Annotated in this window: 31 protein-coding genes; 20 read left to right on the plus strand and 11 right to left on the minus strand. The window is 68.0% G+C overall.

Annotation, left to right across the window (positions count from 1 at the left end):
• Window positions 1-40 precede the first annotated feature (40 nt).
• The 5 genes from def (B6K69_RS12600) (at window position 41) to B6K69_RS12620 (ending at window position 2,788) form a co-directional block, all read left to right on the plus strand.
• Window positions 41-556, plus strand: coding sequence for a peptide deformylase (gene def / locus B6K69_RS12600; RefSeq protein WP_107672638.1), 516 nt, complete (start codon window positions 41-43; stop codon window positions 554-556).
• 50 nt (window positions 557-606) lie between these two features.
• Entirely contained in the window at window positions 607-1,095 is a 489-nt protein-coding gene (def, locus tag B6K69_RS12605; RefSeq protein ID WP_108644922.1) for a peptide deformylase, read from the plus strand.
• A complete protein-coding gene (def, locus tag B6K69_RS12610; protein ID WP_108644034.1) occupies window positions 1,092-1,592 on the plus strand; it encodes a peptide deformylase in 501 nt (166 codons plus the stop codon). The genes def (B6K69_RS12605) and def (B6K69_RS12610) overlap by 4 nt, the downstream gene beginning before the upstream one ends.
• Window positions 1,593-2,489, plus strand: coding sequence for a methionyl-tRNA formyltransferase (gene fmt, locus B6K69_RS12615; RefSeq protein ID WP_108644035.1), 897 nt, complete (start codon window positions 1,593-1,595; stop codon window positions 2,487-2,489). It abuts the gene before it with no gap.
• Between the two features lie 65 nt (window positions 2,490-2,554).
• Window positions 2,555-2,788 carry a GlsB/YeaQ/YmgE family stress response membrane protein gene (locus B6K69_RS12620; protein ID WP_107672641.1) on the plus strand — a complete coding sequence of 78 codons (234 nt, stop codon included), beginning with the start codon at window positions 2,555-2,557 and terminating at the stop codon, window positions 2,786-2,788.
• Here the strand turns inward: B6K69_RS12620 and B6K69_RS12625 are convergent.
• The 9 genes from B6K69_RS12625 to B6K69_RS12665 form a co-directional block, all read right to left on the minus strand.
• Window positions 2,781-3,281 (minus strand): TetR/AcrR family transcriptional regulator, encoded by a 501-nt coding sequence (locus B6K69_RS12625; protein ID WP_107672642.1) that lies wholly within the window; start codon window positions 3,279-3,281, stop codon window positions 2,781-2,783. The two genes, B6K69_RS12620 and B6K69_RS12625, sit on opposite strands and share 8 nt — an antisense overlap.
• Before the next feature lie 48 nt (window positions 3,282-3,329).
• Entirely contained in the window at window positions 3,330-3,980 is a 651-nt protein-coding gene (locus B6K69_RS12630; RefSeq protein ID WP_108644036.1) for a trimeric intracellular cation channel family protein, read from the minus strand.
• Entirely contained in the window at window positions 3,977-4,438 is a 462-nt protein-coding gene (gene rnhA, locus B6K69_RS12635; RefSeq protein WP_107672644.1) for a ribonuclease HI, read from the minus strand. Before rnhA ends, B6K69_RS12630 begins: the two co-directional genes overlap by 4 nt.
• Window positions 4,438-4,893 carry a DUF3429 domain-containing protein gene (locus tag B6K69_RS12640; protein WP_108644037.1) on the minus strand — a complete coding sequence of 152 codons (456 nt, stop codon included), beginning with the start codon at window positions 4,891-4,893 and terminating at the stop codon, window positions 4,438-4,440. The genes rnhA and B6K69_RS12640 overlap by 1 nt, the downstream gene beginning before the upstream one ends.
• Window positions 4,890-5,507 carry a LysE family translocator gene (locus tag B6K69_RS12645; protein WP_108644038.1) on the minus strand — a complete coding sequence of 206 codons (618 nt, stop codon included), beginning with the start codon at window positions 5,505-5,507 and terminating at the stop codon, window positions 4,890-4,892. The genes B6K69_RS12640 and B6K69_RS12645 overlap by 4 nt, the downstream gene beginning before the upstream one ends.
• A gap of 22 nt (window positions 5,508-5,529) precedes the next feature.
• Entirely contained in the window at window positions 5,530-6,009 is a 480-nt protein-coding gene (locus B6K69_RS12650) for a hypothetical protein (protein WP_108644039.1), read from the minus strand.
• 9 nt (window positions 6,010-6,018) lie between these two features.
• Window positions 6,019-6,966, minus strand: a complete 948-nt coding sequence (gene ispH / locus B6K69_RS12655; RefSeq protein WP_108644040.1) for a 4-hydroxy-3-methylbut-2-enyl diphosphate reductase — start codon at window positions 6,964-6,966, stop codon at window positions 6,019-6,021.
• Between the two features lie 72 nt (window positions 6,967-7,038).
• A complete protein-coding gene (locus B6K69_RS12660; protein WP_107672707.1) occupies window positions 7,039-7,476 on the minus strand; it encodes a YqaA family protein in 438 nt (145 codons plus the stop codon).
• Between the two features lie 59 nt (window positions 7,477-7,535).
• Entirely contained in the window at window positions 7,536-8,111 is a 576-nt protein-coding gene (locus B6K69_RS12665) for a LabA-like NYN domain-containing protein (RefSeq protein WP_108644041.1), read from the minus strand.
• 158 nt (window positions 8,112-8,269) lie between these two features.
• Here B6K69_RS12665 and folK point away from each other — a divergent pair, with 158 nt between their 5' ends.
• The 15 genes from folK to B6K69_RS12740 all read left to right on the plus strand — a co-directional run bounded on the left by folK (window position 8,270) and on the right by B6K69_RS12740 (window position 21,651).
• A complete protein-coding gene (gene folK, locus B6K69_RS12670) occupies window positions 8,270-8,839 on the plus strand; it encodes a 2-amino-4-hydroxy-6-hydroxymethyldihydropteridine diphosphokinase (RefSeq protein WP_228156727.1) in 570 nt (189 codons plus the stop codon).
• Window positions 8,840-8,930: 91 nt separating this feature from the next.
• A complete protein-coding gene (rpoZ, locus tag B6K69_RS12675; RefSeq protein ID WP_107672651.1) occupies window positions 8,931-9,284 on the plus strand; it encodes a DNA-directed RNA polymerase subunit omega in 354 nt (117 codons plus the stop codon).
• 43 nt (window positions 9,285-9,327) lie between these two features.
• Window positions 9,328-11,439, plus strand: coding sequence for a RelA/SpoT family protein (locus tag B6K69_RS12680; protein WP_108644043.1), 2,112 nt, complete (start codon window positions 9,328-9,330; stop codon window positions 11,437-11,439).
• A 38-nt stretch (window positions 11,440-11,477) separates the two neighbouring features.
• Complete coding sequence (locus tag B6K69_RS12685) at window positions 11,478-12,137, plus strand: DUF2062 domain-containing protein (protein WP_228156728.1); 660 nt, start codon at window positions 11,478-11,480, stop codon at window positions 12,135-12,137.
• Window positions 12,138-12,437: 300 nt separating this feature from the next.
• Entirely contained in the window at window positions 12,438-13,133 is a 696-nt protein-coding gene (locus B6K69_RS12690; protein ID WP_228156729.1) for a DUF2062 domain-containing protein, read from the plus strand.
• A gap of 204 nt (window positions 13,134-13,337) precedes the next feature.
• Window positions 13,338-14,960, plus strand: a complete 1,623-nt coding sequence (locus B6K69_RS12695) for a Hint domain-containing protein (protein ID WP_108644044.1) — start codon at window positions 13,338-13,340, stop codon at window positions 14,958-14,960.
• 119 nt (window positions 14,961-15,079) lie between these two features.
• Window positions 15,080-15,835: a pyridoxine 5'-phosphate synthase gene (locus B6K69_RS12700; protein ID WP_108644045.1), complete on the plus strand. Its 756-nt coding sequence runs from the start codon at window positions 15,080-15,082 to the stop codon at window positions 15,833-15,835.
• A gap of 19 nt (window positions 15,836-15,854) precedes the next feature.
• A complete protein-coding gene (gene acpS / locus B6K69_RS12705) occupies window positions 15,855-16,274 on the plus strand; it encodes a holo-ACP synthase (protein ID WP_108644046.1) in 420 nt (139 codons plus the stop codon).
• Between the two features lie 63 nt (window positions 16,275-16,337).
• A complete protein-coding gene (gene lepB, locus B6K69_RS12710; RefSeq protein WP_108644047.1) occupies window positions 16,338-17,126 on the plus strand; it encodes a signal peptidase I in 789 nt (262 codons plus the stop codon).
• Window positions 17,123-17,812, plus strand: a complete 690-nt coding sequence (rnc, locus tag B6K69_RS12715; protein ID WP_107672657.1) for a ribonuclease III — start codon at window positions 17,123-17,125, stop codon at window positions 17,810-17,812. The genes lepB and rnc overlap by 4 nt, the downstream gene beginning before the upstream one ends.
• On the plus strand, window positions 17,805-18,722 hold the full coding sequence (gene era / locus B6K69_RS12720; protein WP_108644048.1) for a GTPase Era: 918 nt from the start codon (window positions 17,805-17,807) through the stop codon (window positions 18,720-18,722). The genes rnc and era overlap by 8 nt, the downstream gene beginning before the upstream one ends.
• Before the next feature lie 57 nt (window positions 18,723-18,779).
• Complete coding sequence (locus B6K69_RS12725) at window positions 18,780-19,118, plus strand: DUF1491 family protein (RefSeq protein WP_107672659.1); 339 nt, start codon at window positions 18,780-18,782, stop codon at window positions 19,116-19,118.
• Between the two features lie 94 nt (window positions 19,119-19,212).
• On the plus strand, window positions 19,213-19,563 hold the full coding sequence (locus B6K69_RS12730; protein ID WP_108644049.1) for a hypothetical protein: 351 nt from the start codon (window positions 19,213-19,215) through the stop codon (window positions 19,561-19,563).
• 69 nt (window positions 19,564-19,632) lie between these two features.
• On the plus strand, window positions 19,633-20,352 hold the full coding sequence (gene recO / locus B6K69_RS12735) for a DNA repair protein RecO (RefSeq protein ID WP_108644050.1): 720 nt from the start codon (window positions 19,633-19,635) through the stop codon (window positions 20,350-20,352).
• Between the two features lie 78 nt (window positions 20,353-20,430).
• A complete protein-coding gene (locus B6K69_RS12740) occupies window positions 20,431-21,651 on the plus strand; it encodes an MFS transporter (RefSeq protein ID WP_108644051.1) in 1,221 nt (406 codons plus the stop codon).
• 9 nt (window positions 21,652-21,660) lie between these two features.
• Here B6K69_RS12740 and B6K69_RS12745 read toward each other — a convergent pair whose 3' ends face one another.
• Together B6K69_RS12745 and B6K69_RS12750 are read right to left on the minus strand one after the other, a co-directional pair.
• Window positions 21,661-22,677 (minus strand): SDR family oxidoreductase, encoded by a 1,017-nt coding sequence (locus B6K69_RS12745; protein ID WP_108644052.1) that lies wholly within the window; start codon window positions 22,675-22,677, stop codon window positions 21,661-21,663.
• 71 nt (window positions 22,678-22,748) lie between these two features.
• Window positions 22,749-23,939 (minus strand): Hint domain-containing protein, encoded by a 1,191-nt coding sequence (locus tag B6K69_RS12750; RefSeq protein ID WP_108644053.1) that lies wholly within the window; start codon window positions 23,937-23,939, stop codon window positions 22,749-22,751.
• Window positions 23,940-23,981 lie beyond the last annotated feature (42 nt).

A 23,981-nucleotide genomic window follows, 5' to 3' on the forward strand; every position in this document is an offset into this window, starting at 1 on the left:
CTCTTGCAAGGGGGGGCTTGGTTCCCCTAGATCAGGGGCCATGATCCGCAACATCCTCATCCATCCCGATCCCAGGCTCAAGAAGGTATGCGAGCCGGTCCGCGACATCACCCCCGAGGTGAAGGCGCTGGCCGCCGACATGCTGGAAACCATGTATGTCGCGCCCGGCATCGGGCTGGCCGCGCCGCAGGTGGGCGCGATGATCCGGCTTCTGGTGATGGATTGCATCAAGGACGGCCCGGCCGAGCCGATGGTGCTGATCAACCCGGAACTGGTCTGGGCGTCGGAAGACGTGTCGATCTTCGAGGAAGGCTGCCTGTCGCTGCCGGAACAATATGCCGAGGTGAAGCGCCCCTCGATCGTGACGGTGCGCTGGATGGATCTGGACGGCGCCCCGCAGGAGCGCACCTTTGACGGGCTGTGGGCGACCTGCGTGCAGCACGAGATGGACCATCTGGATGGCAAGCTGTTCATTGACTATCTGGGGCCGATGAAGCGGCAGATGGTGCTGCGCAAGCTGGAAAAGGTGAAGCGCGAGCGCGCCCGCATGGGGTGACCTTGCGGCGCTGATCGGTTATGGCGCGGGCAGACAAGGAAGGTGATCCGATGATCCTGCCCATTCTGCGCTGGCCCGACCCGGTTCTGACAACGCCCTGCGCCCCCGCCGTGCTGTCTGATGACCTGCGGGCGCTGGCGGACGACATGCTGGACACGATGTATGCCGCGCCGGGGCGTGGGCTGGCGGCGCCGCAGGTGGGGCGGCTGCTGCGGCTGTTCGTGATGGATGCAGGCTGGAAGGACGGCCCGCGCACGCCGCGCGTGCTGGTGAACCCCGAGGTGGTGGAACTGATGGGCGCGCGGGTGGTGGGGCCGGAGGGCTGTTTGTCAATTCCGGGGCCGGTGACGCAGGTCGAACGGGCCGAGGCGGTGCGGATGCGCTGGACCGATCTGGACGGCGGGCCGCAGGAGGCGGTGCTGACCGGGTTCGAGGCGATCTGTGCCCAGCATGAATATGACCATCTGGAGGGCATCCTGACGCTGGACCGGCTGTCACCGCAGGCGCGGGCCGAGGCGGAAGCGGCGGTGCTGGCATGAGCGTGCGCCCCTGCCTGCCCTGGCCGCATCCGGCGCTGAAGACCCCGGCGCGGGATGTGGAGACGATCACCGACGAGATCCGCGCGATCTGGGAGGACATGATCGAGACGATGGATGCGATGCCCGGCGTGGGGCTGGCGGCGGTACAGATCGGTGTGCCGCTGCGGCTCGCCGTGGTGGACTGTTCCGACAAGCGCGGGCAGGCGATCCGCATGGCCAACCCCGAGGTGCTTCATGCCAGCGTGCAGTTGCGCGAGCATGAGGAGGCCTCGCCCAACCTGCCGGGGGTTTCGGCGGTGATCGCGCGGCCGCGCGCGGTAACGGTGCGCTTCCTGAACGACCGGGGCGAGACCGAGGAGCGGGATTTCGTTGATCTCTGGGCGACCAGCGTGCAGCACCAGATCGACCATCTGGCGGGCCGGATGTATTTTGACCGGCTGTCGGCGCTGAAGCGGAAGATGCTGATTGCCAAGGCCGACAAGCTGCGGAGGCGGTAAGTGAAAATCATTTTCATGGGAACGCCCGAGTTCAGCGTGCCGGTGCTGGAGGCGCTGGCGCAACAGCATGAAATCCTGTGCGTTTACAGCCAACCGCCCCGCCCTGCCGGGCGCGGGAAAGAGCTGCGGAAAACCCCGGTTCATGCCCGGGCCGAGGCGCTGGGCCTGACTGTGCGCACGCCGGTTTCGCTGCGCAGCGACGAGGCGGCGAAAGCGGTGGCCGATCTGGGGGCGGATGTGGCGGTGGTGGTGGCCTATGGGCTGATCCTGCCGCAAGCGGTGCTGGACGCGCCGCGTCTTGGCTGCCTGAACATCCACGCCTCGCTGTTGCCGCGCTGGCGCGGGGCGGCGCCGATCCACCGCGCGATTCTGGCGGGCGATGCGGAAACCGGCATCTGCATCATGCAGATGGAGGCCGGGCTGGACACCGGGCCGGTGTTGCTGCGCGAGGCGACCGCGATCGGGACCGCGGAAACCACGGCCGAGCTGCATGACCGGCTGAGCGGGATGGGCGCGCGGCTGATCGGGGTGGCGCTGGACCGGCTGGGCGAACTGACGCCCGTGCCGCAGCCCGAGGACGGCGTGACCTATGCCGCCAAGATTGACAAGGCCGAGGCGCGGGTGGACTGGACGCGCCCGGCGGTGCAGGTGGACCGGCAGATCCGCGGGCTGTCGCCGTTCCCCGGCGCCTGGGTGCCGGTGGGCGCGGAACGGGTGAAACTGCTGCGGTCGCGGCTGGCGGCGGGGGCGGGCGCGCCGGGGCAGGTGCTGGGCGGTTTCACCATTGCCTGCGGCAAGGGCGCGGTCGAGGTGCTGGAGGCGCAGCGCGAGGGCAAGCGGCCGATGCCGGCGGCCGAGGTTCTGAAAGGGCTGGTGCTGCCGCCGCATCTGGGCTGACGCGGCGTCTGGTGCCGGGGCGGTGCAGACCCCATATTGGGGGCACGGAACGCGCGGAGGCGGCGATGCCCTTTTTCATGCTGATGATCATCGGTGCGGCGGCCGGGTTTCTGGCCACCCGGCTGATGCGGCTGGAGACCGATGTGCCGACCACGGTCGCCATCGGCGTGTTCGGCGCGCTGATCGGCGGGTTCATCCTGCGGGCGCTGGTGGCGATGCTGGGGGCGGTGGCCGGCTTTGTGGGTGCCTTTCTGGGCGCGCTGGCGCTGATCTGGCTGTGGAAGACCTATATCAGGTAAGCCGGCGCGCCAGATCCTTGATGCGGATTTCGGGATCTTCCCACAGGATCTGGCCCTGCCAGACCGCAAACAGCACCTGCGCGGCGCTGCGGGCCTTTTCGCCGCTGCCGATGCGGCGGGCCAGCGCGGCCTCGATCTGGGCACGCCAGACGGCGCCGGCTTCGCGGGCGACCGGATCGCGGGTGCCCAGCGACAAGAGCAGCGGCGCCTTGCGGGCGGTGGGGTCCAGCGCCTTGAGAAACCCTTGCGGTCCCTTGCCGGTGGTGGCGGCATCGGCGGCGGTGGCGGCTTCGGTCAGCACGGCCCAGCCATCACGGGCGGCGGCGGAGAGCATCCCTTCGACGCTGCCATAGCGTTGCGCAAGGGTTGATCCGGCCAGCCCGGTGGCACGGGCCACGCTGCCGAAGGAAACCGATTTTTCGCCCCCCTGCGCGTAAAGACGGCGCGCGGCGGCAAGAACCTGACTGTCGGGAAGGGTTTTCTGGCGTGGCATGCGGTCAGAATGGGCGAACCCGTGTTCGGTTTCAAGGGAAAGCTGCGGTCACGGCCCGCGCTTGGGGCGGCCGGGCTGGGGCGGGCGGGTGCGATAGACCGGCAGGCGCCAGCCGAAGGCCAGGCTGCCTGCGCGCAGCACCAGCACGACCAGGGCGCAGGCGGCCAGCGCCACCATCTCGGGCGCGCCGGCAAGGCCGGCCAGCACGGCGGTGCCCGCCCCGGCGAAGGCGCAGGTGACGTAAAGTTCGCCCTGTTTCAGGACCAGCGGCACCTCGTTGCAGACCACATCGCGCATCAGCCCGCCGAGGCAGCCGGTGACCATGCCCATGACAATGACGATGGGCCAGTCCTGCCCCGAGGCCTGGGCCGCGGCGACGCCGGCCGGAACGGCGGCGGCCAGGGCGAAGGCGTCGATCCACAGCAGCGCGCGGTAGCGGCTTTCCAGCAGATGCGCGGTGAAGAACACCAGGATGGCCGCGGCGGTGGCGACGGCCAGGATCACCGGATCGGCCACCCAGAACACGGTGCGGTCAAGGATCGCATCGCGGGTGGTGCCGCCGCCGGTGGCGGTGAGGCAGGCGATGAAGATGAAGCCGACGACATCAAGCTGCGAGCGCGAGGCGACCAGCGCGCCGGTGACGGCAAAGACCGCCACGGCGGCATAATCCAGCAGTTGGAGCGCCGTTTCGGGCGTCATGCGGCAGAGGGTTTGTAGGGGGCCATTCCGGCCCGCGCCAGCGCGTCGGCGCGTTCGTTTTCGGCATGGCCGGCGTGGCCCTTGATCCAGCGCCAGGTGACGGAATGGCGCGCCTGCGCGGCATCAAGCCTTTGCCACAGTTCGGCGTTCTTGACCGGCTTCTTGTCGGCGGTCTTCCAGCCGTTGCGTTTCCAGCCGTGAATCCATTCGGTGACGCCGTTCTTCACATAGGCGCTGTCGGTGACGATGGTCAGGGCCGAGGGGCGGGTCAGGCTTTCCAGCGCGGAAATCGCCGCCATCAGCTCCATCCGGTTGTTGGTGGTCTGCGGCTCGCCTCCCGAAAGTTCGCGTTCCTTGAGGACGGCACCGTTTTCGCGCGCAAGGAGCAGGACGCCCCAGCCGCCGGGGCCGGGATTGCCGGAGCAGGCTCCGTCTGTATAGGCGAAAAGATCGGGCATCAGAGCAGCGCCACGGAGAGGCAGCCGACCACGACCGCGGTGAGAAGAAGGCGCAGCTTCATCCACCAGCGCGGGGCAAGGCCCTGGGCGGCGAAGGTGGCGTCCAGCAGCAGCAGGCCGACGAAGCCGGCGATCAGGAAGATCGACGAGGTGTCGCTGGCATCGGTGACGGTGAAGAACACCCAGAGCGCGGGGATGACCGCCAGCACATAGGGCAGCGGGCCGGCCTCGGGCGCGCGGGCGGCAAAGCCCCAGAGCGCGCCGGACATGAAGGACAGGATCACCGTGCCATAGGTGAGGCCGACGTAAGACCCCAGGAACATGGGCGGCAGCCAGGTGGCGCCAAAGGCGGCCACGGCGGGAAAAAGCTGGGTGGCGGCGGACCACAGGAACGGGATCAGCCCGGCCAGGCCAAGCGCCAGCGCGGCAGGGGGGATGCGGCGGTCGTCGGTCACGGGGCACGCTCCAGCGCGAGGCGGGCGCCAAGCGCCGCGAAAGACGCCGCGAAGGCGCGTTTCATCCAGGTCAGCACCGAGGGCGAGGACAGGATGGCCTTGCGCCCCGAGGCCGCGACAGCGGCATAAAGCAGGAAGGTGAGGAAGGTCATCACCGTGAAGCCGGTGCCCAGTTCCAGCAGCGGGCCAAGGCCGGCGGCATGGGCGGGCAGGAATTGCGGCAGGAAGGCCACGAAGAACAGCGGCAGCTTGGGGTTGAGGATGTTCAGCAGGATGCCGCGGGCGACCAGCCGGCGGGGCGAGCCGCCATCCGACGCCTCGACCGCAAGCGAGCCGGTGGATTGCAGCACGGCCCAGGCCATCCACAGCAGATAGGCGACGCCGGCGTATTTGATGGTCTGGAACAGCACGGCCGAGGTGTGCAGCACGGCCGCCAGCCCGGCCATGGCCACCGCCATGTGCAGGACGGTGGCGATGGTGCAGCCGATGGTGGCCCAGAAGCCGGCCCGGAAGCCGCCACCAAGGGTGACCGACAGGGTATAGACCACGCCGATGCCCGGCGTGATGCAGACGATGAAGGCAGTCAGCAGGAATTCCGGGGAAAGCGCTGTCATGGATGTCCTTGGGCGGGAAGGGTCAGGTGTCTTTGAGGAAGCGGTTGCGCAGGCGTTGCGGGATGGCGGCGGTGATGGCGGTCAGCACGGCGTTGACGCGCGGGATGTCGGCTTTGGCGGGAAAGGCCGGCAGGTTGATCTTCTGGCCGTCCAGATAAACCGCACCGCCGCTTGCGCCCCCGCCTACGGGAATGTCTTCTTCCTTGCGGGCGGGCTTGCGGTCAAGGCCCTGTTCGGTGACGGCGGCGCGGATGCCGGCCAGCGCATCGGCGCCGACGGTGGCCTTGCGCGTCTTGCAGGCGGGGCCTTCGGTTTCATAGCCCTTGCAATGTTTCAGGGTAAGGTGGCCGTCAGCCAGGATGGTGACCGAGACATCCCAGGCGTATTCCGGCGGCAGGCTGCCCGAATTGACCCAGTAGGTGGCCAGAACTGGGGCGTCTTCGGCCTGGCCGGCCAGCGGCACGGACAGCAGCGTCAGCGTCAGGGCAAGACGGCGCAGCATGACGACCCCCTAGTCGCGCAGGATTTTCGGAACCTTGAACTCGACCCGCTCGACCGTGGTTTCCACCGGCTCGACCGTCAGGTCATAGCGGGCGCGGAAGGCGTCGATCACTTCGTTCACCAGCACTTCGGGCGCGCTGGCCCCGGCCGTCAGGCCAACCGAGCGGGCCTCTGCCAGCGCGGGCCAGTCGATTTCGGATGCGCGCTGCACCAGCATGGAATAGGCGCAGCCGGCGTTGCGGCCCACCTCGACCAGACGTTTCGAGTTCGAGGAATTGGGCGCCCCGATCACCAGAAGCGCGTCGATCTTCGGCGCCACGGCCTTGACCGCCGCCTGCCGGTTGGTGGTGGCATAGCAGATGTCTTCGCGGCTTTGCGATTCGATGCCGGGGAAGCGGCGGATCAGCGCGGCGATGATGTCTTTCGTATCGTCCACCGACAGGGTGGTCTGGCTGATATAGGCCAGTTTCGCGGGGTCGCGGACCTGAAGCGTGGCCACATCTTCAACCGTTTCGATCAGCAGCACCTCGCCCTCGGGCAACTGGCCCAGGGTTCCCACCGCCTCGGGGTGGCCGCGGTGGCCGATGTAGATCATCTGCAACCCGGCCTCGGCATGGCGGGCGGCTTCCAGATGGACCTTGGTCACCAGCGGGCAGGTGGCATCGACGGCAATCATGTTGCGGCGCCCGGCCTCGGCCGGAACGGATTTCGGCACGCCATGCGCGGAAAACACCACCGGCCGGTCATTGGGGCAGTCGTCAAGTTCCTCGACGAAGACGGCGCCCTTGGCGCGCAGGTCATCGACCACATACTTGTTGTGGACGATCTCATGCCGGACATAGACCGGGGCGCCCCATTTCTGCAGCGACATCTCGACGATCTTGATGGCGCGATCGACACCGGCGCAGAAGCCGCGCGGCGCGGCAAGATAAAGCGTGAGGGCGGGCTTGTCGGTCATTCGCGGCCTCGGGCGATGGGCAGGGATGGGGCCAGAGGTAAGGCCAAAGGGCGGGCGGGTCCAGTGGGGGCGTCAGGAGGCCGCGCCGATGACCCCGGCGGCGACCAGCGCCAGAACGATGTAGCGGGCGGTCTTGGCCAGCGCGACAAGGGCCAGGAACAGGGGCAGGGGCACCCGCATCAGGCCCGCCATGGCGACCAGAAGATCGCCCCCCGGCGCCCAGGACAGCAGCAGCGACCACAGCCCCCAGCGATTCCACCAGCCCTGTGCGCGGGCCAGCCGGTCGGGTGTCAGCGGAAACCAGCGCCGGTCGCGGAAGGATTCGGCACCGCGCCCCGCCGCATAGGTGACGCAGGAGCCCAGCGTGTTGCCGACCGAGGCGACGAGGACCAGCCAGACGGCCGGCCAGCCCGCCGCCTGTAGGGCGAGGAACACGATTTCGGACTGGGCGGGAAACGGGGTGGCGGCCAGGAAGGCGGCCGCGAACAGGGCGAGAAGGCCGCTGGTCATACCGGGGTCATTCCGGGCGCGACGGTCGGGCACCGGGGAAACCCCGGCGCCCGGACCCATCACTTCGCGTCAAGCGTGGCATCCTCGGGATGCGCGGCGCGCGGTTCGCGCGGCGGGCGACCGATCACGTCGCGCAACTCGTCCAGCTCGATGAAATTGTCGGCCTGGCGGCGCAGTTCGTCGGCGATCATCGGCGGCTGGCTGCGGATGGTCGAAACGACCGAAACCCGCACACCCTGCCGTTGCAGGCTTTCGACCAGCGGGCGGAAATCGCCGTCGCCCGAGAACAAGACAATGTGATCAAGACGGGGGGCCAGTTCCATGGCATCGACGGCAAGTTCGATGTCCATGTTGCCCTTCACCTTCCGGCGGCCCTGGCTGTCGGTGTATTCCTTGGCGGGCTTGGTGCGCATGGTGAAGCCGTTGTAGTGCAGCCAGTCCACCAGCGGACGGATCGGGGAATAGTCGTCGTTTTCCAGAAGGGCCGTGTAGTAGAAGGCGCGCAGCAATTTGCCGCGGCGCATGAATTCCATGCGCAACAGTTTGTAATCAATGTCAAATCCCAGGGCCTTGGCGGCCGCATAGAGGTTTGACCCGTCGATGAACAGCGCAAGCCGCTCGTCCTTGTAGAACATCAGTGACTTCCCTTCGAAATACGCCCCCGGCGAGCAACTTCCTGGATGGGTGGAACTGGAGTATCGAGACCCGGTGGGGAACAAAAGGCAGATAACGCCGGGCGGGCGGGGCGACAAGGGAACTATAGGATATGAATTTGACGCGAGATAGCGAAGCCATGCACGCCTTGATTGCCTTCGGCGCCAATCTGCCACTGGGGGGGCAGATGCCGGCGGCAACGCTGCTTCTTGCGGCAGAGCGGCTGCGGGCGCCCGGCATGACCCTTGTCGCGATGAGCCGGCTTTACCGGACGCCCTGCTTTCCGGCCGGGGCGGGGCCTGACTATGTGAACGCGGCGGCCGTGCTGCGGGTTGCGGGCGATGTGACGCCCGAGGCGGTGCTGGCGCATCTGCACAGCGTCGAGGCCGAGTTCGGCCGGCAGCGCGAGGTGCGCTGGGGGATGCGGACGCTGGACATTGACCTGCTGGCGATGGGCGGGCTGGTGCTGCCCGATGCTGCCACCGCGGACCGCTGGCGCAGCCTGCCGCCCGAGGAGCAGGTGCGGCGCGCGCCGGACCGGCTGATCCTGCCGCATCCGCGGTTGCAGGACCGGGCCTTCGTTCTGGTGCCGCTGGCCGAGGTGGCGCCGGACTGGGTGCATCCGCGCAGCGGGCAGAGCGTTGCCGCGATGCTGGCCGCGCTGCCGCAGGCCGACCGGGAGGCGGTGGTGCCGCTTGAAGCGGGGTGAAACCCCCGTGATCCGGGCGATTCCACGCTTGTCAACGGGCGGCTTCCGGCGTAAGGAGGCAGCTTCCTAGCCCAAGAGACTGAGGTGTCCGATGGCCCGCGTGACGGTCGAAGATTGCGTTGACAAGGTGCCGAACCGGTTTGAACTGGTGCTGCTGGCCGCCCATCGGGCGCGCGAAGTGGCGTCGGGCGCCCCGCTTACCATCGACCGCGACAACGACAAGAACCCCGTCGTTGCCCTGCGCGAGATTGCCGAGGAAACCCAGGGCGCCGACGTGCTGCGCGAGCGCATGATCGAAAGCTATCAGACGCAGATCGAAGTGGACGAGCCGGAAGAGGACCAGATGGCCCTGCTGATGGCCGGCGAGATCGACCGCCCGGTGGTGGACGACATGTCGGAAGAGAAACTTCTTCGCGCGCTGATGGAAGCCCAGGGCGAGAACTGAGGCGGCACCAGATCGGGAGAAAATCCCGGCAGGCAGGGCGTGAATGATCGACGTTGAAGACCTGATCGCCCTGGTTCGCAACTACAATCCGCGCTGCAACGGCGATCTGATCCGCCGGGCCTATGCCTATGGCCTGAAGATGCACGAGGGGCAGACCCGCAAGTCGGGCGAGCCCTATTTCACGCATCCCGTGGCCGCCATCCTGACCGAACAGCGGCTGGATGATGCGACGATCGTGACCGCGCTGCTGCACGACACGATCGAGGATACCCGGTCCACCTTTTCCGACATTGCCACCCAGTTCGGCGAGGAAGTGGCCGAGCTGGTCGATGGCGTGACCAAGCTGACCAACCTGCAACTGGGCAGCGCCCAGACCCAGCAGGCGGAAAACTTCCGCAAGCTGTTCATGGCGATGTCCAAGGATCTGCGGGTGATCCTGGTCAAGCTGGCGGACCGGCTGCACAACATGCGCACCATCCGCAGCATGAAGCCGGAAAAGCAGGCCCAGAAGGCCCGCGAGACCATGGAGATCTTCGCGCCGCTGGCCGGGCGGATGGGGATGCAGTGGATGCGCGAGGAACTGGAGGATCTGTCCTTCAAGGTTCTGAACCCCGAGGCGTGCAATTCCATCATCCGCCGCTTCCTGACGCTGCAACGCGAGACCGGCGATGTGGTGCACAAGATCACCGGCGACATCCGGCATGAGCTGGAGAAGGCGCAGATCGAGGCCGATGTCTATGGCCGGGCGAAGAAGCCCTATTCGATCTGGCGCAAGATGCAGGAAAAGGACCTGGCGTTCAGCCGGCTGTCCGACATCTATGGTTTCCGGGTGATCTGCGACAGCGTGGCCGACTGCTATCGCATCCTTGGCGTGATCCACCAGCGCTGGCGCGCGGTGCCGGGGCGGTTCAAGGATTACATCAGCCAGCCGAAATCGAACGGCTACCGATCCATCCACACCACGGTTTCGGGGCGCGACGGCAAGCGGGTGGAGGTGCAGATCCGCACCCGGCAGATGCACGAAGTGGCCGAGGCCGGCGTTGCGGCGCACTGGTCCTATCGCGAAGGCGTGCGGGCGCAGAACCCCTTTGCCGTGGACCCGGCCAAGTGGATTGCCAGCCTGACCGAACGTCTGGACGAAGAGGACCATGACGAGTTTCTCGAGAACGTGAAACTTGAGATGTATTCCGACCAGGTGTTCTGCTTCACCCCCAAGGGCGATGTGGTGCAACTGCCGCGCGGCGCGACGCCGCTGGATTTCGCCTATGCGATCCATACGCGCATTGGCAACGGCACCGTGTCGGCCAAGGTGGACGGCATCCGGGTGCCGCTGTGGACGCGGCTGAAGAACGGCCAGTCGGTCGAGATCATCACCGCCGAGGGGCAGCGCCCGCAGGCAAGCTGGATCGACATCGTGACGACGGGCCGCGCCAAGGCGGCGATCCGGCGGTCGCTTCGGGAAGAGGACCGCGGGCGCTTCGTCAAGCTGGGGATGGAGCTGGCGCGGGCGGCCTTTGACCATGTGGGCAAGAAGGCCACAGACAAGGCGCTGCGGACGGCGGCCAAGACCATGGGGCTGGCCGACGAGACCGATCTTCTGGCGCGCATCGGCAGCGCCGAGGTGGCGGCGCGGCGCGTGGTTGAAACGCTGTACCCCGAACTGGCGATGGCCACGACCGAGGTTGTGGATGCCAAGCGCCCGGTGGTGGGGATGGAGAACGACCAGTCGATCCGCCGCGCGCCCTGCTGCCAGCCGCTGCCGGGGGAACGGATCGTCGGCATCACCTATCGCGGGCAGGGCGTGGTGATGCACGCGATCGACTGCCCCGCGCTGGAAGAGTTCGAGACCCAGACCGAACGCTGGGTGGACCTGCACTGGAAGGCGGGCCGCCATGCGCCGGTGAACACCGTGTCGCTGGAGCTGACGATTTCCAACGATGCCGGCGTGCTGGGCCGCATCTGCACCCTGATCGGCGAGCAGAAGGCGAATATCTCGGATCTGCGGTTCACGGATCGCAAACCGGATTTTTACCGGGTGATCGTTGACGTGGACCTGCGCGATGTCGAACATCTGCACATGATCATGACCGCGCTCGAAGCCGAGACGGATGTGGCGCAGGTGTCCCGCCACAGGGATGCCACGCGCAAGCCCTGAGGCCCTTTCGGGCCTTTGACGCCTGGAAAGGACACCGCTTGATTTTCCGACGCCGCGACAAACCGGCCCTTGCCGAACGGCTGCGCGCCCTTGTCTGGCCGCGCGGGGGCTGGGGGCGGGGCATCCGCTATGTCTGGGCGCGGATGACGCGGTTGCCCGATCCGCCGCACCGGATTGCGCGGGGCATCTGGGCGGGGGTCTTCGCGTCATTCACGCCGCTGTTCGGGGCGCATCTGGGGCTGGCGGCCGTGCTGGCCTGGGTCTTGCGCGGAAACGTGATCGCCGCGCTGCTGGCCACGTTGGTGGGCAATCCGCTGACCTTTCCGCTGATCGCGGTGGCCTCGATCCAGTTGGGGCACATGATCCTTGGCAATGCGGTGGATGCGCCGCCGACGGCGGACATCCTGTTCGTCTTTGGCCAGGCGGGGGCCGAGTTCTGGGCCAATGTGCGGGCGATGGTCACATCCGAGCCAACGCAATGGGGCCGGCTTTACAGCTTTTATCACTGGTATTTCCTGCCCTATCTGGTGGGCGGTCTGGCACCGGGCCTGTTTCTGGCGACCGCCGGCTATCTGGTCAGCCTGCCGATGATCACCGCGTTTCGCGACCTGCGCGACCGCCGCCGCCGCGAGCGGGCGGAGCTGAAGCGGGCAAGGCCGGTGCCGCTGCCGGGGCAGAGCCAGACCCCGCCGGTGTAAGGCGGCGCCGGGTCAGGGATTACCGATCCCGCGCATTTGTTCGTTGATCGGCGGGCCGAAGGCCAATATCCCCGGACAGCGCGCCCTGCGACGGCAAACCGGAACTTTACCGGCGGGCCATTGACGCAGGCGCGGGCGATGTCGATCTTGGGCAGGGGCCCTGACCGCAATCCGGGCGGGGCCGGCGGATATGCCCCGGGCCGGCGCCGCGTTTGTGATGTGCAGGCCCCGAACGGGCGGGCCGGTCCCTGCGGGCCGGAGAGGAAGGACGAAAGATTGGTCTTCAAGCGCAGAGATCCCTTGGGTTGGGGCGCGTGGCTGCGCGAGCAGGTCTATCCGCGCAGCGGCATCCGGCGCGCGGTCCTGTATGTGATCTACCGTATGCGGCGGCTGCCCGATCAGCCGCATCGGGTGGCGCGCGGGGTGTTCGCGGGATCGCTGATCGGGTTCCTGCCCTTGCCGGGGATGCAGTTCCTGGCCGCCTGGGGCGCGGCGCGGCTGATCCGGGGCAATGTTCTGGCGGCGCTGCTGGCCACATTCAACACCAACCCGCTGACGACGCCCTTCTTCGCGGTGCTGGCCATGTCGCTGGGCCACTGGATCATGGGGATCGAAAAGCCGCTGTCGGCCGAATACATCGGCATGGCCTTTGCCAATGCCGGGGCCGACCTGTGGTACAACATCAAGGCGGCCTTCGGCCCGGCCCACGCCCAGTGGGAAGGGCTGATCCAGTTCTGGCATGAAATCTATGTGCCCTATTTCATTGGCGCCCTTGGCCCCGGCATCGTGCTGAGCGCGGTGGGCTATTTCGTCACCATCCCGCTGGTCGAGGCCTATCAGAAGGCCCGCGCCGCCAAGGCAAGCGAGCGGAGCGAGCGGCGGATCAGCCTGCGCAAGGCGCTGGCCGAGGCGGCCGCGCGGGTGGCCCATCGCGACCGGCCCGGCGCGGCCGACGCGCCGCCACCGGGCGAAGCGGGATCGAAGGCGCCCGATTAAGCAATATTAACGAATTCTGTTCCGAATCTGCGCAACAAATGGTAGATGTTGTCCGCTGTGGGGCGGGGATCCGTACATTTTGAGTCAAGAGCTTTGGTTGCCGGCGCCGGGTGCGCCATGCGGGCAGGTGGGATTCGGGCAGGACATGCGGGCGGAGCGGGCGACAGCCGCTGACGCCGGTCCCTTGGTTTAAGGGGGGCCGGCATGGCGGTAACCGGCACGGCCAATGACAGCAACAACACGCTGTCCAGCAACGCGGCGTCAGACAGTATCCAGGGGCTGGGCGGGAACGATTCGCTTGTCGGCAACGGCGGCGATGACACGCTTTATGGCGACCGGAACTTCCTGACCAACGGCGCGCTGGATTCCAACCAGGGCGCGGGCGGTTGGTCGCTTGGAACCGTGAACGGCTGGACCAACGCGGGGTCTGGCGGGCAGATCGAACGCTGGGGGGCGGGGTTCCAGGGCCTGACGCCCGCCGACGGGACAAGTTTCATCGAGCTTGATGTCAATTCCGGCGGTGCGGTCGATTACATCACCACGACGGCCGCGCTGGCGACCGGCACGACCTATGTCCTCAGCTTTGACAGCGCGGCCCGGGCCGAAGCGGCGGGCGATTCCTTTCAGGTGGTGGTCAACGGCACGGTGGTGGCCACCGTCACCCCGTCTTCGACCAGCCAGTTCACCACGACATCGGTCACGATCACGGGGGGCAGCGGCACCGACACCATCGGGTTCCGCGAACTTTCGGGCGAGAACAATTCCTATGGCGTGCTGCTGGACAATGTGCGCGTCACGCTGACGCCTGCTTCGGCGGCGGCCAGCGGGCTGAGTTACAACGATACGCTGGATGGCGGCACCGGCAATGACCGGATCTATGGCCAGGAAGGCAATGACCGGCTGATCGGCGGCACTGGCAACGATTACATGGAAGGCGGCATCGGCAACGATGTCTTTGCCCTGGGTGACGGGTCGGGCAACGATGTGGTTGGCGATTTCGTCATCGGGCAGGATCTGCTGGATGTCTCGGCCCTGCATGATGCCGGCAATGCGCCGGTGAATTATCAGGATGTCACCATCACCTCTGACGGGCAGGGCGGGTCGATCCTGACCTTCCCGAATGGCGAGAGGGTCACGCTGCGCGGCATCCAGCCCGCCCAGGTGACCGGCAAGCCCAATCTGGCGGCGATCGGGATTCCCTGTTTCGCCGGCGGCACGCTGATCGACACGCCGCAGGGGCCGGTTGCGGTTGAGGCGCTGGGGCCGGGCGACGAGGTGCTGGCCGCGCCCGAGGGGGCGGGCGGCCCGCCGCGCGCGGTGCGGGTTGCGCGCGTGTTCCGGCGCGAGGTGGACGAGGGCTGGCTTGCCGCCGAGCCGAAGCTGCGGCCGGTCCGCATTGCCGCAGGGGCGCTGGGCAAGGGGTTGCCCCGGCGCGATCTGCGGGTGTCGCGCCAGCACCGGATGCTGGTATCGTCGACGATCGCGCAGCGCATGTTGGGCTGCGACGAGGTGCTGCTGCCTGCCGTTCGCCTGCTGGGACTGCCCGGAATCGCGGTTGAGGATGGGCTGTCGCCGGTGGTCTATCATCACATCCTGCTGGAGCGGCACGAGGTCATCTTTGCCGAGGGCGCCCCGACCGAAAGCCTGCATATTGGCGCCGAGGCGCTGCGCCTTCTGGGGGTTGAGGCGATGCTGGAAATCGCGCGGCTGTTCCCCGAACTTCTGGGCGACGGGCCGGGAGAAACCGCGCGGCCGGTGCCCGGGGGGCGGCAACAGCGCCGGCTGGTTGCGCGGCATCTGCGCACGGGCCGGCCGGTGCTGGCCTGACCGTCAGGCGGTCTGCGCACCGGCATCGGGGAACGGGCATCGGGGAACGGGTTGCGGTTGGGCCGCCCGCTGGCCTAGTCTGCCGGGGATGCGTGTGGCATCGCAACGCGGGGGCGGTCATGGTGACGGGCGGCAGACTGAGGCTGGGTGTGAACATCGACCATGTGGCCACCGTGCGCAACGCGCGGGGCAGCGCCTGGCCTGACCCGCTGCGCGCCGCGATCCTGGCCGAAGCGTCGGGGGCCGATGGCATTACCGCGCATCTGCGCGAGGACCGCCGCCACATCCGCGATGCCGATATGGAGGCGCTGCGGGCCGGGATCGGGATTCCGCTGAACTTCGAATGTGCGGCGACCGACGAGATGCAGGCCATTCTGCTGCGGCTGAAGCCCCATGCCGCCTGTCTGGTGCCCGAAAAGCGCGAGGAACGCACCACTGAGGGCGGGTTGGACGTGGCGGGCGACGTGGAGCGGCTGACGGCCTATCTGAAACCGCTGCGCGAGGCGGGCATCCGCGTCAGCATGTTCATCGGCCATGATGCGCGCCAGATCGAGGCCAGCGCCCGGATCGGCGCGGCGGTGGTGGAGCTGCACACGGGGCATTATTCCGACCTGCTGGCCGAGGGCCGCTGCGACGAGGCCGAGGAAGAACTGGCCGCGCTGCGCCGGGGGGCGGCACAGGCGGCGGCGCTGGGGCTTGAGGTGCACGCCGGCCATGGCCTGACCTATGAAAACGTCGAACCCGTTGCCGCCATTCCCGAGGTGATGGAGCTGAACATCGGCCATTTCCTGGTGGGCGAGGCGATCTTCCGCGGCCTTGGCCCGGCGATCGAGGAGATGCGCCGCCGGATGGACGTGGCGCGGGGCCGGGCGTGACCGGACGGATGGCCGCGGCATGATCCTGGGCATCGGCAGCGATCTGGCCAATATCGACCGGATCGAAGGCGCGCTGGCGCGGTTCGGCGACCGCTTTCGCAACCGGGTGTTCACCGAGGCCGAGCAGCGCAAGGCCGAAGGGCGCCGCGAGGTGGCCGCCACCTATGCGAAACGCTGGGCGGCGAAGGAGGCCTGTTCCAAGGCGCTGGGCACCGGGCTTCGCATGGGCATTGCCTGGAAGGACATGGCCGTGACCAACCTGCGGTCGGGGCAGCCGGTGATGCATGTCACCGGCTGGGCGGCCGAGCGGCTGGCACAGATGACGCCCGCCGGACACGAAGCAGTGATCCATGTCACCCTGACCGACGACCACCCCTGGGCGCAGGCCTTCGTGGTGATCGAAGCCCGCCCCCTTGGGCCGCCTGCGGCGGGCGGTTGACTTGACTCCACCCCCCGCGCGGCGCAATGACGCCGCAAAGACCGAGGCAGAGGCAGCATAGACATGGCATCGAAGACCAAGGGCGAAGGCGGGATCGTCGAGACGATCAAGACGGTATTCTGGGCACTGGTGATTGCCGGCCTGTTCCGCACCCTGTTCTTCCAGCCGTTCTGGATTCCGTCGGAATCCATGAAGGACACGCTGCTGATCGGTGACTTCCTGTTCGTCAACAAGATGGCCTATGGCTATTCCAAATACTCCTGCCCCTTCGCGCTGTGCCCGATCACCGGCCGCATCCTGGGGGCTGAGCCGGAGCGGGGCGATGTGGTGGTGTTCCGCCACCCGGTCAACGGCACCGATTTCATCAAGCGGCTGATCGGCCTGCCGGGCGACAAGATCCAGATGAAGGATGGTATCCTTTACATCAACGGCACCGCCGCGCCGCAGCAGCCCGATGGCATCTTCGAGGAAGTTTTCGAGCCGCAGGGACCGATGCGCAACCGCCCGCGCTGCGAAAACGGCGCCGTGGCCGAAGGCGGCATCTGCCAGAAGTCGCGCTTCATCGAGACGCTGCCGAACGGGCGCAGCCATGACGTGCTGAACATCGACGCCAACGGCTATGCCGACAACACCGATGTGTTCACCGTGCCGGACGGCCATTACTTCTTCATGGGTGACAACCGCGACAACAGCCAGGACAGCCGCTATTCGCAGGCCTCGGGCGGGGTGGGCATGGTGCCGGCCGAATATCTGATCGGCCGCGCCGACCGGATCATCTTTTCGTCGGCCGGGGCCCGGATGTGGTATTTCTGGACCTGGCGCGCCGACCGCTTCTTCAAGGCCGTCGAGTGAGGCTTGCGGCCGATCTTCAGGCCTTTCAGGGCCGCATCGGGCATGTCTTCCGCCGCTCGGATCTGCTGATCCGTGCGGTGACTCATGCCTCGCTGTCCTCGGCCACGCGACCGCATAACGAACGGCTGGAATTCCTGGGCGACCGGGTGCTGGGGCTGGCGATGGCCGACGCGCTGTTCGCCGCCGACCCGACCGCGACCGAAGGCCAGATGGCGCCGCGCTTCAACGCGCTGGTGCGCAAGGAAACCTGCGCCGAAGTGGCGCGGGAGCTGGGCCTGGGCGATGTGCTGAAGCTGGGGCGCAGCGAGATGCTGTCGGGGGGGCGCCGGAAAGAGGCGCTTCTGGCCGATGCGATGGAGGCGGTGATCGCCGCCGTCTATCTGGACGCCGGGTTTGAAGCGGCGCGCGCGCTGGTGCTGCGGCTCTGGGGGCCGCGCATCGGCGCGGTGGAGCCCGATGCGCGCGACGCCAAGACCGCCTTGCAGGAATGGGCACAGGCGCGCGGTATGCCGCCGCCCGCCTATGTGGAAACCGGCCGCACCGGGCCGGACCACCAGCCGGTGTTCACCGTGCGGGTGACACTGGAAAACGGCGCGGGCGAAACGGCGCAGGCCGGATCGAAACGTGCGGCAGAACACCTTGCAGCCAAGGCGCTGCTCACGCGGATGGAGGCGGGACATGACTGAAACCACACGCGCGGGCTTCGTGGCCCTGATCGGTGAGCCGAATGCCGGCAAGAGCACGCTGCTGAACCGGATGGTGGGGGCGAAGGTCAGCATTGTTACCCACAAGGTGCAGACCACGCGCACCCGGATTCGCGGGGTGTGCATGGAAGGGCAGGCACAGATCGTGTTTGTCGATACGCCGGGCCTGTTCCGGCCGCGCCGCCGGCTGGACCGGGCCATGGTCAAGGCGGCCTGGGGGGGTGCGGCGGATGCCGATATCGTGGTGCTGCTGGTCGAGGCGCATCGCGGCCTGACCGAGGGCGCGCAGGCGATCATCGACCGGATGGCCGACCAGTTGCCGCGTGACCGGCCGGTGGCGCTGGCGATCAACAAGATCGACCGGGTGAAGGCGGAAACCCTGCTGGCGCTGGCCGAGGAAATGAACGCCGCCTATCCCTTTGCCAAGACCTTCATGATCAGCGCCGAAAAGGGCTATGGCGTGGCGGACCTGCGGGAATGGCTGGCGTCGGAACTGCCGGAGGGGCCGTGGTTCTATCCCGAGGACCAGTTGGCCGATGTGCCGATGCGGATGATCGCGGCCGAGATGACGCGCGAGAAGCTGACGCTGCGGCTGCATGAGGAGCTGCCCTATCAGCTGACCGTGGAAACCGAGAAATGGGAGGACCGGGCGGATGGCACCACCCGGATCGACCAGGTGGTCTATGTGGCGCGCGACGGGCACAAGGGCATTGTGCTGGGCAACCGGGGCGAGACGATCAAGGCCATCGGCGCGGCGTCGCGGGCCGAGATTTCCGAATTCCTGGGGCGCACGGTGCATCTGTTCCTGACGGTGAAGGTGCGGCCCAACTGGCTGGAAGAGGCCGAGCGCTATTCCGAGATGGGGCTTGAGTTCAAGGATGGCGATGCCTGAGGGCGCGCGCAAAAGTCTGCGGGGATTTTTGCAGGTTCCCTGCGGGGGCCTTGTCTCGTGACGCCCCGGCTGGCGTCGGGGCTGTGGGTTTCGGCCTATATGGCGCGGTTGCAGGCGGCGGCGATCCCGGCCTATCTGGCCCGGCGCGGCGATGCCACGGCGGGGGCGGTGATCGTCAAGCTGGCCACGCTGGACGGGCAGGCGCGGGCCTATGTGCGGCGCTGGGACTTTGCCAGCGATACCCGGCTGTGGGCGGTGCTGGCCGAAGGCGACGAGGCGGCGGTGGATGCCGCGCTGGCGCGCGAAGGGGCGCGCGACCCCGACCTGTGGGTGGTCGAGATCGAGGACCGCGCCGGCCGCACCCTGCTGGATCAGGACGGTCTGGCCGAGGGCTGAGCGGCATAACACCTGCGTTACATTGCCGGTGCAGGATCGGGGCGGCATTGTGCCCAAGGCCCGGCCTTCCGATCTGGGGGGCAGAGGAACCCCGATGACCGATCCGCTTCGCCCGCAGCCTTCGCCTTCGCGCGCCACGCCGCGGCAGCGCCGCCATGCCCGGCTGATGCGCCAGTTCGACAAGCTGCGCCGCATGTTGCCCTGGCTGGATGGCTGGATCCGGCATCTGCAATCCGACCGGGCGGCGCTGATCCGTCTGCCCATCGCGATTCTGCTGACGCTGGGCGGGATGCTGTGGTTCCTGCCGGTGCTGGGCCTGTGGATGCTGCCGGCCGGGCTGATGCTGCTGGCCATCGACATTCCGGCCTTGCAGGGGCCGGTGGCGGTGGGGTTCATCCGGGTCCGCCGCTGGTGGGCGCGACGGCGGCGGAACTGGCGGTCCTGAGGCGGGCCTGACTTGGGCCTGATCCTGCCGGCCCTTGCGGGGGCGCGGTGCGGCGCCGATAGTTGCGGCATGGAATGGCGTGAGGAAGGGCTGCTGATCGCGATGCGCCCACATGGCGAGACGGCGGCGATCATCGAGGTGTTCACCCGTGGCCATGGCCGCCACGCGGGGGTGGTGCGGGGCGGGGCCTCGCGCCGGATGGCGGCGCATCTGCAACCGGGCACCCAGGTCATGGCCGACTGGCACGCCCGTCTGGGCGAACATATCGGCACATTCACCATCGAGCCGCTGAAAAGCCGCGCCCATGTGCTGGGCGACCGGCTGGCGCTGGCGGGCCTGTCGGCGGTCTGCGCCCTGCTGCACACCACCCTGCCGGAGCGCGAACCCTGCCCTGCGCTGTGGCTGGCCACCATGCCGCTGATGGATGCGCTGGGCGAGACGGGCTGGGCCAGCGCCTATCTGCGCTGGGAGCTGCGGCTGCTGGAGGAGCTGGGCTACGGGCTGGATCTTTCGTCCTGCGCGGTGACGGGGGCGACCGAGGGGCTGGCCTTCGTCAGCCCGCGCACGGGGCGGGCCGTCACGCAGGCCGGGGCGGGCGACTGGGCCGAAAAGCTTTTCCCCTTGCCCGAGGGAATGGCGGGGCAGGGGCCGCTGGCGCCGCAGGCCGTGGTGCAGGGGCTGGCGATCACCGGCCATTTCCTGACCCGCGAACTGGTGGAAACCCACCACGGCCGCCCCCTGCCCGAGGCGCGCGGGCGGCTTCTGGACCTGCTGGCGCGCGCCGGCTGAAGGGATTTTCCGCAGCGACGGGAAATGTCGGTTTCGTGACAGACGCGACATGGCGCCGCAGGGCTGGATGGCATCATCATGGCCGTCCGCTACATCCCCCTGGCGCTGAAGCACAGCGCAACCCCCCGGATCGAAAACTTCGCGCTGCTGGCGGGGCTTGAGGCGGCGGTGCGCGGCACCCTGATCAGCGCCATGCCGATTGCCGTCTACAAGGCGCTGGGCGATGACGCGCAGGCCACCTCGGCCGCCTATTTCGCCGCCGGGATCGTGGCGCTGGTCTGGGGGCTGATGGTGCCCTGGGCGACGCGCTGGATTCCGCGCCGCTGGACCTATAGCGCGGGCTGCGGGCTGTATGTGCTGGGCATGGCGCTGGCGGTGATCGGCACGCCGCTGGCCATTCACGCGGCGCTGATCTGCAACGCCATGGCCACGGCCACCACCTTCGTCTGTTTCAACGCTTATGTGCTGGATTATGTGGACCGGGTGAACCTGGGGCGCAGCCAGTCGGTGCAGATGGTCTATGCGGCGCTGCCCTGGTCGCTGGGGCCGATGACGGGTGTCTGGCTGCTGGGCGAATGGCACGCGGCGCCGTTCCTGCTGGCGGGCACCTTCGCGCTGTTGCTGGGGGGGGTGTTCTGGGTGCTGCGGCTGGGCAACGGCAAGCAGATCACCCGCGCCAAGGGGCCGGCGGTGAACCCGCTGGGCTATCTGGGCCGGTTCTTCCATCAGCCCCGGCTGATTGCCGGCTGGTTCTTCGCGGTGATGCGGTCCTGCGGCTGGTGGGTCTATGTCGTCTATCTGCCGATCTTCTGCGTCGAGGCGGGATTGGGCGACCATGTTGGCGGGATCGCGCTGTCGCTGTCGAACGCCTTTCTGTTCGCGGCGCCGGCGGTGAACCGCTGGGCGCGGCGGCTGTCGGTGCGCCGGTCGGTGCGGCTGGCCTTTCTGGGCTGCGGCACGCTGATGCTGTCGGCGGCGCTGCTGTCGGTGCTGCCCTGGGCCACGGTGGTACTGGTGTTCGGATCGTCGTTCTTTCTGGTCATGCTGGATGTGGTGGGCGGCCTGCCCTTCCTGATGTCGGTCAAGCCGTCCGAGCGGACCGAGATGAGCGCGGTCTATTCCAGCTTCCGCGATGTGTCGGGGATTCTGACGCCCGGCGCGGCCTGGCTGGTGCTGTTCATCCTGCCGCTGCCCGGCATCTTTGCCGCCAGCGCGGCGGGGCTGTTCGCAAGCTGGGCGATTGCGGGGCGGCTGCACCCGCGGCTGGGCGCGGCCCGGCCGTCGCGCGGCGGGGCCTGAGAGGCGGCGTCAGGCCCAGATGCGGCCCGATGTCACCAGCCAGTCGGCGCTGGCCTTCAGGGCCTGCGATACGGGGATGAAGGTCATGCCCATTTCCTGCACGGCGCGCAGGTTCGAGACCCGCTCCAGCCGCCCCAGCTTGGGCAGAAGCGCGCGGATCGACGGATCGAAGGGCGCCATCAGCCGCAGCAGGAACCCCGGCGCTTCGCGCGTGGGGATGCGGCGGGTGGGATAGGCGGCCTTGAACAATTGCCCGATTCCCGCAAGCGGGATTGACCCGGCGGCGGCGATATAGCGTTTGCCGGCGGTTTCGGGCCGGTCCAGCGCGCGCAGGTGCATTTCGGCCACGTCGCGCACATCGACCACCGGCATGCCATAGGGCGGCAACATCGGATCGCGGCCCTTGAGGATGCGTTCGATCAGCCCGAGTGACGATCCGAAATGGCCATCCAGCGGCGGGCCGGCGACAAGGCCGGGGTTGATGGTGGTCAGCGACAACCCGTTGGTGCGCGCAAAATCCCACGCGGCCTTTTCCGCCAGCGTCTTCGATCTGGCATAGGCCGTGGTGCCGGGGGCGGCCAGATCGCACCAGTCGTCTTCATCCTGCAAGGCATCCTTGCCGTCGTTCAGCACCGCGACGCAGGAGGAGGTGAGGATCACCCGCGTCACGCCCGCCGCCTGCGCCGCGCGCAGCACGCGCAGGGTGCCTTCGACCGCGGGGCGGATCAGCGCCTGTTCATCCTTCGGCTGCACCAGCGGAAAGGGCGAGGCGCAGTGGATCACTGCCGTCACCCCGGCCATCGCCTCGGGCCAGCCTTCGTCACGTTCCAGATCAGTGACGGCAAAGCTCAGCCTGTCCAGCGCCGAAGCGTCGGGCAGGTGGGGGCGCAGCGCGGCGCGCACCTCTTCGGCCCGGTCGGGGCTGCGCAGGGTGCCGCGCAGGGTGTGGCCCCGCAGCAGGGCGGCCAGGGCGATATGCTTGGCGATGAAGCCGGACACCCCGGTCAGCAGGATCGTTTCGGCCATGCGTGCTGTCCTCCGACCGCTTCCTTGCTGAAACCTGCGCGTTCGGGGCGGGTCTGGCAAGCAAAACCCGGTCAGGGGTGCAGCGGCCGGCGGTGGCGCAGGTGGCGCTGCACCAGGGCCCGGGCCTGCTGCGCGTTCAGGAAGGGATGCGCCGGTTCAGGCGGCGTATCGCCCAGCAGCCGGGCCAGTTCGGCCCGTGCGTCGGCATCAAGCGCCTCAAGCGCCTGCGGGCCGGGGTAGAAACTTTCGGCCGGCAGATCTTCGGCCAGCACGATGGCATGGCGCGGCAGCAGAAGGTGGTAATAGGTGATGTCGCCCGCCGGGCGCGACAGGGTGATGCCCGGCAGGCCCAGCAGCGCATGTGCCGGCACCAGCACATGCGGGGTGCCCGCCATCCGCTGCGCGATGGCCCCGCCCAGCCGAAGCCGGTGTTGCCGCGACAGCCGCAGATCGCGCGCCGGCAGGCCGGGGCCAAGGCAGCCCGCGGCCAGGGTGACGGGCCAAAGCCGCGGCTCGCGCCACAGCCTTGCGGCGGCAAAGCGGCTGCTGCCCAGCCAAAGCACGGGCATCGCCGTTTCGTCCGTGGTCAGGACCAGATCGCCGGGCCGCAGCGTTTCAACCGCGCGTGGCCCATGGGGCGTGGCGATCAGGGTGCCTTCGGCAAAGCAGATATTGTCATTGGCGGGGTTGGGCGGGCCGCTGGTGATGGTATCCCCACCATCCGGGTTGCGTTGCAGCGAATATCCCGGGGTTGCGGTGCCGAAATTCTCGCCGCTGCCGATCTGGGTTGCACCGGCGGGCAGGCCTGTGAAGGCCCCGCCCACGCCCGGCGTGGCCATGCCGGCGCCATTGAAGGCGACCTGCACATAGGTGTTCGTGGCCGGGTCGTAGAGAAGGGCGTTTTCCGCTGCGCTGTTGTTCAGGACCGAGGTTCCGCGCCCGGCATAGAAGGCCAGATCGTTGGGGCCAAGGGCCGGCCCTGTGCCAAGATTCGACCCGACCATCACCATCGCATGGGCGCCGGGTTGCAGGATCGTGCCGGTCGGGAAGGTGAACCAGTTGCCGGTGGCCCGGTCCCAGAGTTGCAGGCCGGAGATGTTCACGGCGGTGGGGCCGGAGTTGTAGATTTCAACGAATTCGTCCAGCGCCGTTACGGTGCCGCTCTGGTCGGTGTCAAATCGCGGGCCGGTTCCGCCAATGGCGCTGTTGGGATCAGGCAGAATTTCATTGATGACGATACTACCCCGGACGGCGTCGGCCATTCAGCACCCAATCGTGATCGCACCATGAAGAGCCCGGTGTTT

Origin of the sequence: Pseudogemmobacter blasticus (assembly GCF_003071405.1) — a bacterium.
Lineage (GTDB): Bacteria > Pseudomonadota > Alphaproteobacteria > Rhodobacterales > Rhodobacteraceae > Pseudogemmobacter > Pseudogemmobacter blasticus.

What these genes read in the sequence shown, in the direction of transcription:
- B6K69_RS12660 (WP_107672707.1), bottom strand. Translation starts at nt 7,476, where the DNA reads ATGACCAGCGGCCTTCTCGCCCTGTTCGCGGCCGCCTTCCTGGCCGCC.
- B6K69_RS12630 (WP_108644036.1), bottom strand. Translation starts at nt 3,980, where the DNA reads ATGACGCCCGAAACGGCGCTCCAACTGCTGGATTATGCCGCCGTGGCG.
- lepB (WP_108644047.1), top strand. Translation starts at nt 16,338, where the DNA reads ATGGCATCGAAGACCAAGGGCGAAGGCGGGATCGTCGAGACGATCAAG.
- B6K69_RS12665 (WP_108644041.1), bottom strand. Translation starts at nt 8,111, where the DNA reads ATGTTCTACAAGGACGAGCGGCTTGCGCTGTTCATCGACGGGTCAAAC.
- B6K69_RS12730 (WP_108644049.1), top strand. Translation starts at nt 19,213, where the DNA reads ATGACCGATCCGCTTCGCCCGCAGCCTTCGCCTTCGCGCGCCACGCCG.
- acpS (WP_108644046.1), top strand. Translation starts at nt 15,855, where the DNA reads ATGATCCTGGGCATCGGCAGCGATCTGGCCAATATCGACCGGATCGAA.
- B6K69_RS12750 (WP_108644053.1), bottom strand. Translation starts at nt 23,939, where the DNA reads ATGGCCGACGCCGTCCGGGGTAGTATCGTCATCAATGAAATTCTGCCT.
- B6K69_RS12650 (WP_108644039.1), bottom strand. Translation starts at nt 6,009, where the DNA reads ATGCTGCGCCGTCTTGCCCTGACGCTGACGCTGCTGTCCGTGCCGCTG.
- B6K69_RS12620 (WP_107672641.1), top strand. Translation starts at nt 2,555, where the DNA reads ATGCCCTTTTTCATGCTGATGATCATCGGTGCGGCGGCCGGGTTTCTG.
- recO (WP_108644050.1), top strand. Translation starts at nt 19,633, where the DNA reads ATGGAATGGCGTGAGGAAGGGCTGCTGATCGCGATGCGCCCACATGGC.
- rnhA (WP_107672644.1), bottom strand. Translation starts at nt 4,438, where the DNA reads ATGCCCGATCTTTTCGCCTATACAGACGGAGCCTGCTCCGGCAATCCC.
- era (WP_108644048.1), top strand. Translation starts at nt 17,805, where the DNA reads ATGACTGAAACCACACGCGCGGGCTTCGTGGCCCTGATCGGTGAGCCG.
- rpoZ (WP_107672651.1), top strand. Translation starts at nt 8,931, where the DNA reads ATGGCCCGCGTGACGGTCGAAGATTGCGTTGACAAGGTGCCGAACCGG.
- ispH (WP_108644040.1), bottom strand. Translation starts at nt 6,966, where the DNA reads ATGACCGACAAGCCCGCCCTCACGCTTTATCTTGCCGCGCCGCGCGGC.
- B6K69_RS12745 (WP_108644052.1), bottom strand. Translation starts at nt 22,677, where the DNA reads ATGGCCGAAACGATCCTGCTGACCGGGGTGTCCGGCTTCATCGCCAAG.
- def (WP_108644922.1), top strand. Translation starts at nt 607, where the DNA reads ATGATCCTGCCCATTCTGCGCTGGCCCGACCCGGTTCTGACAACGCCC.
- B6K69_RS12700 (WP_108644045.1), top strand. Translation starts at nt 15,080, where the DNA reads ATGGTGACGGGCGGCAGACTGAGGCTGGGTGTGAACATCGACCATGTG.
- def (WP_107672638.1), top strand. Translation starts at nt 41, where the DNA reads ATGATCCGCAACATCCTCATCCATCCCGATCCCAGGCTCAAGAAGGTA.
- folK (WP_228156727.1), top strand. Translation starts at nt 8,270, where the DNA reads ATGCACGCCTTGATTGCCTTCGGCGCCAATCTGCCACTGGGGGGGCAG.
- B6K69_RS12695 (WP_108644044.1), top strand. Translation starts at nt 13,338, where the DNA reads ATGGCGGTAACCGGCACGGCCAATGACAGCAACAACACGCTGTCCAGC.
- B6K69_RS12680 (WP_108644043.1), top strand. Translation starts at nt 9,328, where the DNA reads ATGATCGACGTTGAAGACCTGATCGCCCTGGTTCGCAACTACAATCCG.
- B6K69_RS12645 (WP_108644038.1), bottom strand. Translation starts at nt 5,507, where the DNA reads ATGACAGCGCTTTCCCCGGAATTCCTGCTGACTGCCTTCATCGTCTGC.
- B6K69_RS12625 (WP_107672642.1), bottom strand. Translation starts at nt 3,281, where the DNA reads ATGCCACGCCAGAAAACCCTTCCCGACAGTCAGGTTCTTGCCGCCGCG.
- def (WP_108644034.1), top strand. Translation starts at nt 1,092, where the DNA reads ATGAGCGTGCGCCCCTGCCTGCCCTGGCCGCATCCGGCGCTGAAGACC.
- B6K69_RS12740 (WP_108644051.1), top strand. Translation starts at nt 20,431, where the DNA reads ATGGCCGTCCGCTACATCCCCCTGGCGCTGAAGCACAGCGCAACCCCC.